The following is a 9,083-nucleotide window of genomic DNA, read 5'->3' on the forward strand; positions in this document are numbered from 1 at the left end:
CTTGTACGGTAATCAGGATGTTGCCCTCCGGCATGGAGATAACTTTACCTGTTTCTGTTGAAAACGTTCTGGATTCCACCACAGCATCAAACCATTTCACCTGTCCACTCCAGTTCAAAGCCAGCCGTTGGTTACACTTTTTCATTCTGCCTCGACAAGACTGTTCATTTCGATCCACCTGACTGGTAATTAAATACCGTTTATAACGATAATCCACGATATCTCCTGTATGTAAGGGTGTTGCTGCACGGATAATTTTTTCATCGGTCATTCGAATGGTATCTGTCGCATCCCGGATCAGAGCAAGCTGCTTTACACTATTAACTTGCACAAGTTCGCCTTTCTCTCGTAGAAAAAAATCCAACATGGGTTCTAAGCTTCTTGTCACTCTTCTACCTCCAATGTAAAATCTGGCTTACAGCGATACAGGTACAACTCCACGTAATCACTCCATTCCTTGATGTCCAAAATAATAAAGATATCCTCACCAATTCGGACATAGCCATTCGACTGCAATAAGGATTCCAATGGACAGAAAGCTCGATATGTAGTCTCCAGTGTATATCCATCTTCAAATGAAAAGCTTTTACGATAAGGTTGTACATCTGCCATCATTGATCGAATGGGTATGAATACGGTATCCAAAATCTCTAGCTTCGTATAGTAAAACATCAGTCTGTACCGACCTTAATTTTAGGCAGAGGAAGAGCCAGCTGGATACTTGCTGGAATCCCTGTTTCATATGTAGCTGAGCGCTCTCCTTCCTGCTTAATTACTAAGCCAACTGACTCCCTATTTTTATAGAGATACACCGCATAATCGACCATGACATCATCATATTCCATTGGCAGTGTTGCCACGTTACAATACCCAAGAATATTACTCCTCGCTTTGTTTAAGTAGTGGATCAGGATATCATCCTTCGATATGTCTGTTGGTTCAATGCCTAATAACCGTTTAAGTAAATTCAATGAATCACTCATGTGCTGCCTCCTGTTCCTCCTTTATCTGTGCCTTCTCGTTACGCTTCATATTTCTTACAGTTTGGGCTTTCGTTTGGGTTGCTTCTTGCTTAGTCTCATCTGGTTGAGGTTCCTCCACTTGCTCATAATGCCCACTAGCCTGTAAACGCAGCATTAACTCCTGATCTGTGATTTCCCATGTGCAGCCTGTTTCTTGATTCAAAAACCACATCTTATCACCCTCCAAAAAATAAAATAGGGCATCCAAAACGGACACCCCGAACGTGTTTCTTCTATTATAATGTGTTTTCATAATCATACATTTTCAATTATGACTTATTGGCTGTAAGTACAGCAATGGCTTCGGGCTTAATACATTTGGCTCCGAATACTTGCAACCCTTTCACTGCATCCGAAAATTGTTTCTCTGGTCTGAATGCTTCGACCGAATCCACTTGACCTGCAAAGGAAATGGCACTTTTATGACCTGCAATAATTTTATACTTAGCTCCTGCGGTATTCGGCACATTATTGGATTTATACACCGTCATCCCATCAATATCTCCGACATAGCCTGTGCGGATAATATTCGAGTCTTTGGTGAAACGAGCATCTTTCAGTAGCAAGCCATAATACCATGCAGGAACCACCACAAATCGTTCCGATTCAGGTGCATTATTTTCGTCCAATAGTACGCCTAAATCAATCAGCAAATCATAGGCTGTATCTTTCGTTGGGACAATAGGTGCTGTATCATTGCCCATCGTATTCTCAGCTTTGACCTCTGTGTAGAATCCAGCAAGATACTGATCCACCACATTGGCTAGTCCATAGGAAGCTTCCACGATCCCACCATCCAATAAGTTTACATTCGCTTGAGCAGCATCTACATCATCCACTTGAAAATTGAAATACTTCGCTTGATCGATCACCAACGTTTTTTGCGTAGCATCCAGTTCCTGCGGATTACCGATTCCTGCAGCTTTATCATAGTTGCCAATCGTTACTGCCCCAATGGAATTAATTTTCACGGTCGAGCCTTGACCTTTAATTTCACCTTCATAATCGGTGTTGACCACGCTCCCATACACCAAATTCTTTTTCAAGCTTTCATTTAAACGTGCGCTCCAAATGGTAGGAATAAAATTTTGTACTGTCATATCTAATCACCCTGTCCTTTTCTATTGATTATTATTTGTTTTGTAATGCTTGTTTGACTTGATCCCAATGCTGATTAATCTCGTTTGGGGACATCCCTTTAATCGAATCCAATGTAAATGTGCTACCTGTTGAACCAGCCGGAGGTGTATAGCCATCTCCTTTGAGTCGTTGCTTGACTTGCTGTTGTATAGCCAATTGCAGCGATTGTTCCAACATAGCTAAATTCGCTGTCGTCGCTTCTTCATCTGTACCAACAAAAAAATCTACTAACGGGAGTGGAAGTTTCTTTTCGGATGCAATTTTGATCGCTTGGCTGGTTAACCGTTCACGCTGCTTCTCTAGCTTCATATTTTCCACTTCGGCACGTAGCTTCTCGACCTCGATTTCTTTCTCATCCTTAGCCGGGAATCGCTTCTTGATCTCAACATCTACTGCACTTTCCAAATGGTTGGCTTTCCATGTTTCCAGCGATTTAGCGGATCGTTTGTCCACGGTGCTATCAAACCAACTTTTTGCTTGCTGATTAGATTGGATGTATAGCTCTATCCCTTCCACGTTATACGGATTCAAGCCCTGAAGATACGTTTGCCATTCCTCGTTTGTTTGATTTTCTTCAATCAACTGCTTCACTTGTTCTAAATTCATTTTCGATAATCTCCTTTATCGCCCATTCGACTACGCAGAACCGAACACGCTTATATATGTATGGAGCCTTTTAATGTCATGCTCAGGACAGTGTTGTTACGCTTTAGAAATCACAAAAACGAGGAAAAGGTACAAACATACCACTCCCCACTTTTACCTATTTTTCATCCTTTGTTTATAGGGCTTTTGGATAGCCTAAAGCGTAACACCGAGTCTGTTTGGGTTCGAGCTTTCGAACACGTATATGTATGTTCAATTCGTTTAACGTCATACCTGCTACAATGATGTTACGCATTAGAAAACGTAAAAACGAGAAATAGATACAAACATACCAACTCCTCATTTTGGGTTGTTTTTCACCCTTTGTTTATTGGACTTTTTAAACCTCTAAAGCGTAACATCAAGCCTGTTTTTTCCTCATGTGGCGCATCCGTAAATTCGTCTTTTCGTTCGCATTCTTATCCTTACACTTCTCACAATATTTCTGCCGATTCGAATTCGCTGAAAAAGTAGCCTTACATTTCTGACAGTTCATCCTCGGTTGCGCTGTTTTAAATTCAGATTCTATATTCCGTTCAGACTTATAATCTCGCTCCAGCTTCTCGTCTATTGGCAGCACTCCATTTTCAAAATAGGTACAACGGGGTAGACCATCATCTTGAGCGAAAAATACACATGGGCCATCTTGTAAACAGCAATAGTTTGGGATACCGTGCTTTGCTCCCAAATAACAAGCACAATTATTCTTAACCAACCGCTTGACACTATTTTTATTCTGCATTTGATACCTCCTCAGCCGAATTTACTAATCGTTGTTGTTCTGCGTGAAATTTATTGAATTCCAGCTTGGGATTCTCGACAAACGGTAATAGTGTAAGCAACGTTTCCTGTGAGACCACTTCTTTCAGTTTCACATCTGCCATCCCCACTAAATCTGTTGGCAAGTTTCTTGTGAATTTTACGGCGATATCCCGGTAATCATATTGCACGCCTTCTTTAATGTGCAGAAACGTAAAGAAATTCCATAATCGCTGCTTGATCGCCTTTTCCATCAACGCTTCACGCATTGCCACTCGATTCTCTAAATTCAGCAGCTTATTTCGCAATGCTAAGGAAGATGTATTACTAGCCCAATTCTCATTAAAATTAACCTGATCCATCATATCGAAGATTTTCCGTTCAATGTTATCCAACTCGTTCTTTACAAAAGAATCATTAATCTCCTTCGTAAGCCAGTTTACCCTCCCCCCAGCCGGAACCTGAATAATGCCCATCTTCTTTATATTCAATAAATCTTCAGCTTCCAGCTTGGCATTTTCAATCACGAGATAGGCGTTGCGATGATCTGCGATTTCATTGACCAAATCAGAGTTCAACGCGTTATAGGCATCAAATAAAGAAATCACATCATGGAAGCCACTTTTTCTCTCTGTATTGGCTGGACAGGAGATGAGTGGGACTCTTCCAAAGATGTGATTATGTTTGCCGATATATTTTAGTTCAGGTGATTGGTTCTGCCTACTCCGATTGGGTTTATCATCGTTGCCGAGTGTATAGTGTAGAATTTCATGATCGGTATACACGTCAAGATACACTTGCTTATCAAATCGTCTCGTGAATTTATGTAGTCCTAATAGTACATTTCTTTCTGCCGTACCGTCCTCCAACACATAGGCATTCAAAGGGGATAGTACTGTGGCTGAAAACTGACCATCCGAGTCGATATAGTTCAATTCAAAACTCTCGCCAAAGATTTCGGATTGTTTCCGAAGCTGTAGATTATGCTCCTTGTCCCAATGACTCATATGTACATCTATATTATGTATAGCCTCATCCTGATCCGACTTGGACACATAGTTTACTGGCTTACCGAGCAGATAGCCCACTTCATTATCTACAAACTTACGTGGGAAATTGAAGATAAGCTTTTGATTGCTTCGACTTTCTTGCATTGCATAGTTCTTCAGAATGGCATGCTGGCCATTATAGTAATCTGAATATTTCTGTTTAGCAATTGCAGCCGATTGGAGTTCATTTAGACATTCTATAATGATTTGTTCCGTAATTTGTATCTCATCAAATCCTTTCAAAATGGGCTATGTAATTGTTGCTTAAATAAATAAAAAAACCACCTTTAAAAAGGTAGTTCCTTATGGCACTATGGTTTCCGTTAGCATCATATCTAAAGGGAAGATTCAATTGTATTTTAAATTATTCCCAAGCATTATGGTGTATTAGATTATTCAGATTTCGACGCCTCTCCCAATCTTCTTGTTCTAGGATTGGTTTTGTAGGATAAAAATCCGTATATCCTAATGAAATCAAAGCAACAGGGTCAATATGTGGCGGAATATTTAGTATTTCTCGTACGTCTGTTTTCTTGTAAAAACTAACCCATCCCATAGCTATCCCTTCTGCATAAGACGCCAACCACATATTTTGGATACAACAGGCGACGGATAGAATATCTGTTTCAGGAATAGAATTTCGCCCAAGTACATGTCCACCACCTCTCGTGGGATCACATGTAATACAGATCGTTATAGGTGCCTCCCTTATCCCCTCTAATTTTAGCGAGAGAAATCTTGTCTTTTTTTCATCTTCATAGTGTATGGACAACGCTTGTATTTCTTTATGACATGCATGCGCCAATTGTTCTTTAACCCCTTGAGAGTCAATGACAATAAAATCCCAAGGTTGCATAAAACCAACGGATGGTGCATGATGACCAGCCATTAATATGTTGTTTAACTTATCTTTGGATATGGGTTTTCCATTAAATGATCGAATATCTCTCCTTTCAAAAATGGCCTTAAATAGTCCTTCTCTTTCAAAATCATTTAACAATTTAATCCCTCCCTTAAAACAAAAATCCCCAGCCTAAATAAGACTGAGAATGCGCCAGTACTCAAATGATTATGACAGGGCTTCAGACTCAAGTTTACATTGAAATTGGTATTTTTATGATATAACTCTAATATTATTTATGCTTGAAATCAATATTATCTCTTGCAGTTCATTATCAATCTGTAGTCTAAACTGCCTGACCCTCAAAACAACAAACTTCGATCATAAAATTTCAGACTTTTCACTGACTGAATCAATTGGACAGCCCCATATAAACTATCTGGCGCGTCATCATATTGGCAGTTTCGGTTATAATCCTTTATCTGGTTATTATATCGAATGTTATCTGCATTGAACAGAATATGACCCTTCTTCACTTCCGGCTCCAAGCTCATAATACGTTCATGCTTCTGCCCTTTTGAATGCACACTTTCTACGGGTGTATGTATATTCGCCTTCCATAGCTCTTCTTCAAACTTTTGCTTCATATAGCTTTGTGCCTGATTGACTTCAAATCCCAGCTTATCTACAGGGTAAAGCTTCAATTTTTCAATAGCTACTTGGAACAAATCATCCGGCAGCAGTTTATAGATGTTACCGTCAATCACATACATCTGCTTCGTCCTTCGGTGCTGACCAATAATTGAAACCGCAGAATAGTCATTTTTCTTCCCAGCTTTAATGGCTGGATCAATATACATGGCGATTTCCATTTCCTCAAACTCAGGTAGCCTGTCCCAATACATGAGATTCTGAAATATGTATTCGTCTGTTGAACGCGGATCATTTTGTAGCTCTTTATAAAATGATTTTTCGCCCATCGCTTGCTTCTTGCACATCAAATAATAGTAGTCCAAGTACTCGCTCCACAGGATTTCCGTCCCCTCTAGCATTTCTTTTTCGTGAGCCATAAAAAAAGACAAGGCCGTATTGATCCTATCCTCGTCCTGCAAGTTATTATACATTCGCTCCCACTCTGACCATAAATCGTCTCGTTCTGAAAACTGAAGCACGGCTGCTTTACGGACACTTCTTACACCTGGTATCTTACCCTTGAGCAGATCAGCCATGATGTCTTCTTCATTCAAGATGGTTCCACAGATCAGAATATTCGTATCCCTTGTGCCAATAGGTAGGATGACATCTGTAAACGTATTTTTAATTTGTTCTCGTTTGGCCTCGGATCGTGCAGTGTCTTCCTTGAGCAAATCATCCATCAATACCAGCGTAGGACGATGATGCTTATAGTGAATACCTCTCAGACTACCGTCAATCCCACGAATCATAATGCAGGAATCCAGTCCACCTTTACTCTTGAGCCAAATTTCATTGTTGTTCCAGCGGCTCCCTTTACGAATCCCAAAATCCTCAATCAGCATCTGATTTGTTTCTAGCTCATCTTTGATCATATCGAGGAACGGCAATGCAATTTGCTCTGTGGCAGATATGATCAGCGTAAACTGTGATTTATCATATAAAGTTGCATATAGTGGAAATAAAAAAGAACTGATCGTTGACTTTCCATGCTCCCTTGGGAGTCCAAAAGCCGTAATCAGTCCTGTATTTGCAAGCATATGTTTTAATTCCGCGAATAGCTCTTTGTGAAATTGTCCAAACGCTCGATCAAAATATTTAGGGAAATAGGCTAAGGCGAAAAACTCAATGTCCATCTCACCAATAAGCTTGCGGAGTTCGGAGAAAGAGAACGTTTCGATCAATTGTTTCATTTTGGGCGGCTTGAAATGCTTCTCCATATACTGCTTAAGCAGTTCAGCTTGTCGTTCCTCTTCTTGCTGTATTGTGTCAATTGTTCTGGCTCCTTTCTCAAATTTACTATAAAACCATCACAAAAATTTCTGCACCCTTTGCTGGCGGCTCTGTTTCTACATATAGAAGCCCCCCTCCCATCCACGACAAAAAGAGTGGCTGCTTACCACTCGATATTTGCCAAGGCTTCAGCCATATCCTGCTGTGTTGTTAGGGTATAAATATTGGTGGTTGCTACGTGATCATGTCCAAGGATTTGCTGGATTGTCGTCAAAGGAGTCGATTTTACCAGCTTATAGCCAAGCGTATGTCTGAGCATATGTGGTGTCACCTTTACATTGACCCGATCCCCATATTTGTTCAGGATCAGGTTTACCGCATTTCGCTCTAATGCCCCACGCTGCCCCATACATAGATATTCTGATTCCACTTGTGGTCTGACTTCGAGATACCGAGTAACGGCTTTTCGCACATCCTTATTCAATGGTACGGTACGGAAAGAGTTCCCCTTGCCGAATACCTTCAACAATCCTTTGCGTTCACTTATTTCAATATCCTTCAACTTGATACCAACCAATTCGCTTACCCGTATCCCCGTTCCAAGCAACAATTCAATCATACAGATATGCAGCCGATTACCCATACGGTGAATTTCATTTCTCAGCTTCCACAAATCCTTTTCCTCAAGACCCTTATACTGCCGAACAACCTTGTTCCTGACCGCTTCGATATGTATTTCTTCCTTTATATAGCCTTGCTGGTGCATCCACTGTGCAAATACGTTGATACTGGCGATCTTGCGGTTGATGGTGAGTATCGCTTGATTGGTGCTTTGCAGATACTTCTTATACTCTACGCCATCCAGTTCAATCCACTTGTCTAGTCCATATTCCGTTTTCCTTTGATACCAGGTTATAAACTGCAATACATCCCTAATATAGCAGGAAACCGTGTTCTCGCTCCGATCCTTGCTCCGTAAATGTGCTTCAAACCCTTGAATATACTCCATATTAGCCTCCACCCTTCGCTTTATGTGTCACATCATACCGTTGATTCGGGGGAAAGTCCACTGATTGCATAACCTATCTTATGCACTGATTCTGGCTACTTTACAGGCTCATTCCGGGCTGAAACTGGCGTTTATCTACACAAATACTGACCGCATAACGTTATGACTGCGAATCATCTGGCTCCATATATCCTTCCTCAATCTCGACCGATTCCTCAATAGCTTCATAGTCGGCATCCACCACATCGGCTTCGATCATATCCTGAAATAGCTGCTTCCGTTCCTGTTCCAGCGCTTTCGTATTGACCACCAGTTCACGTCGATCATTCCACTCGTTAGGTGCGCGGTTCTTTAAGTAGAAGATCATGGCTGTTGGATTGGGAGGCTGATATCGTTTCACCTTCTCGATACGCGTCTTCTTTTTTCCATTTTTGTCCTCTTCGACTATTGTACGAATTTCCTCATATTCATACCCCGTAGCAGCTTTCAAAAGTGAATTTTCCACGTGCGAGATCGGGACAGATTTGCTCCATTTGACTAGTTCAGCCAGCATCGGATGTTTATCAATATACTCGTACCAAGTCGTTTTACCTATGTGAGTTTCTTGATGATGTCCTCTGCATTCACGCCTTCTTCAAACCATGCCTGGATTTCCGCTAACCGAGGATAAACATGGGTCTCCCATTTGGTTG

General features: G+C 40.9%; 11 protein-coding genes and 1 pseudogene. All 12 read right to left on the reverse strand.

The window, feature by feature from the left end; all coding sequences use genetic code 11:
• Positions 1 to 388: pseudogene (locus ABIA61_RS26460) on the reverse strand (hypothetical protein); the annotation flags it as partial.
• On the reverse strand, positions 385 to 612 hold the full coding sequence (locus ABIA61_RS26465) for a hypothetical protein (RefSeq protein WP_404581494.1): 228 nt from the start codon (positions 610 to 612) through the stop codon (positions 385 to 387). The pseudogene ABIA61_RS26460 and the gene ABIA61_RS26465, both read right to left, overlap by 4 nt.
• 59 nt (positions 613 to 671) lie before the next feature.
• Positions 672 to 983 carry a phage head-tail connector protein gene (locus ABIA61_RS26470; protein ID WP_404581495.1) on the reverse strand — a complete coding sequence of 104 codons (312 nt, stop codon included), beginning with the start codon at positions 981 to 983 and terminating at the stop codon, positions 672 to 674.
• Positions 976 to 1,194 carry a hypothetical protein gene (locus ABIA61_RS26475; protein ID WP_283652770.1) on the reverse strand — a complete coding sequence of 73 codons (219 nt, stop codon included), beginning with the start codon at positions 1,192 to 1,194 and terminating at the stop codon, positions 976 to 978. The genes ABIA61_RS26470 and ABIA61_RS26475 overlap by 8 nt, the downstream gene beginning before the upstream one ends.
• Positions 1,195 to 1,291: 97 nt before the next feature.
• Positions 1,292 to 2,122 carry a phage major capsid protein gene (locus tag ABIA61_RS26480; RefSeq protein ID WP_404581497.1) on the reverse strand — a complete coding sequence of 277 codons (831 nt, stop codon included), beginning with the start codon at positions 2,120 to 2,122 and terminating at the stop codon, positions 1,292 to 1,294.
• 31 nt (positions 2,123 to 2,153) lie between these two features.
• Positions 2,154 to 2,768 carry a DUF4355 domain-containing protein gene (locus ABIA61_RS26485; RefSeq protein ID WP_404581498.1) on the reverse strand — a complete coding sequence of 205 codons (615 nt, stop codon included), beginning with the start codon at positions 2,766 to 2,768 and terminating at the stop codon, positions 2,154 to 2,156.
• A 400-nt stretch (positions 2,769 to 3,168) separates the two neighbouring features.
• A complete protein-coding gene (locus ABIA61_RS26490) occupies positions 3,169 to 3,549 on the reverse strand; it encodes a hypothetical protein (RefSeq protein WP_404581499.1) in 381 nt (126 codons plus the stop codon).
• Positions 3,539 to 4,840 carry a phage portal protein gene (locus ABIA61_RS26495; RefSeq protein WP_404581505.1) on the reverse strand — a complete coding sequence of 434 codons (1,302 nt, stop codon included), beginning with the start codon at positions 4,838 to 4,840 and terminating at the stop codon, positions 3,539 to 3,541. The genes ABIA61_RS26490 and ABIA61_RS26495 overlap by 11 nt, the downstream gene beginning before the upstream one ends.
• A 139-nt stretch (positions 4,841 to 4,979) precedes the next feature.
• The gene (gene bluB / locus ABIA61_RS26500; RefSeq protein WP_404581500.1) at positions 4,980 to 5,615 is read right to left on the reverse strand and encodes a 5,6-dimethylbenzimidazole synthase; all 636 of its coding nucleotides are present in this window, start codon (positions 5,613 to 5,615) and stop codon (positions 4,980 to 4,982) included.
• A gap of 203 nt (positions 5,616 to 5,818) precedes the next feature.
• Entirely contained in the window at positions 5,819 to 7,369 is a 1,551-nt protein-coding gene (terL, locus tag ABIA61_RS26505) for a phage terminase large subunit (RefSeq protein ID WP_404581502.1), read from the reverse strand.
• A gap of 176 nt (positions 7,370 to 7,545) precedes the next feature.
• The gene (locus ABIA61_RS26510; protein ID WP_404581503.1) at positions 7,546 to 8,391 is read right to left on the reverse strand and encodes a tyrosine-type recombinase/integrase; all 846 of its coding nucleotides are present in this window, start codon (positions 8,389 to 8,391) and stop codon (positions 7,546 to 7,548) included.
• 160 nt (positions 8,392 to 8,551) lie between these two features.
• Positions 8,552 to 8,944 carry a hypothetical protein gene (locus ABIA61_RS26515; RefSeq protein WP_404581504.1) on the reverse strand — a complete coding sequence of 131 codons (393 nt, stop codon included), beginning with the start codon at positions 8,942 to 8,944 and terminating at the stop codon, positions 8,552 to 8,554.
• Positions 8,945 to 9,083 lie beyond the last annotated feature (139 nt).

The sequence above is a fragment of the Paenibacillus sp. RC21 genome (assembly GCF_044907935.1).
Taxonomy (GTDB): Bacteria; Bacillota; Bacilli; order Paenibacillales; family Paenibacillaceae; genus Paenibacillus; species Paenibacillus terrae_A.

Excerpts from the sequence above, each read along its gene's own strand:
- ABIA61_RS26465 (WP_404581494.1), bottom strand. The coding sequence starts at position 612 with ATGGCAGATGTACAACCTTATCGTAAAAGCTTTTCATTTGAAGATGGA.
- ABIA61_RS26470 (WP_404581495.1), bottom strand. The coding sequence starts at position 983 with ATGAGTGATTCATTGAATTTACTTAAACGGTTATTAGGCATTGAACCA.
- ABIA61_RS26475 (WP_283652770.1), bottom strand. The coding sequence starts at position 1,194 with ATGTGGTTTTTGAATCAAGAAACAGGCTGCACATGGGAAATCACAGAT.
- ABIA61_RS26480 (WP_404581497.1), bottom strand. The coding sequence starts at position 2,122 with ATGACAGTACAAAATTTTATTCCTACCATTTGGAGCGCACGTTTAAAT.
- ABIA61_RS26485 (WP_404581498.1), bottom strand. The coding sequence starts at position 2,768 with ATGAATTTAGAACAAGTGAAGCAGTTGATTGAAGAAAATCAAACAAAC.
- ABIA61_RS26490 (WP_404581499.1), bottom strand. The coding sequence starts at position 3,549 with ATGCAGAATAAAAATAGTGTCAAGCGGTTGGTTAAGAATAATTGTGCT.
- terL (WP_404581502.1), bottom strand. The coding sequence starts at position 7,369 with ATGGAGAAGCATTTCAAGCCGCCCAAAATGAAACAATTGATCGAAACG.
- ABIA61_RS26510 (WP_404581503.1), bottom strand. The coding sequence starts at position 8,391 with ATGGAGTATATTCAAGGGTTTGAAGCACATTTACGGAGCAAGGATCGG.
- ABIA61_RS26515 (WP_404581504.1), bottom strand. The coding sequence starts at position 8,944 with ATGCTGGCTGAACTAGTCAAATGGAGCAAATCTGTCCCGATCTCGCAC.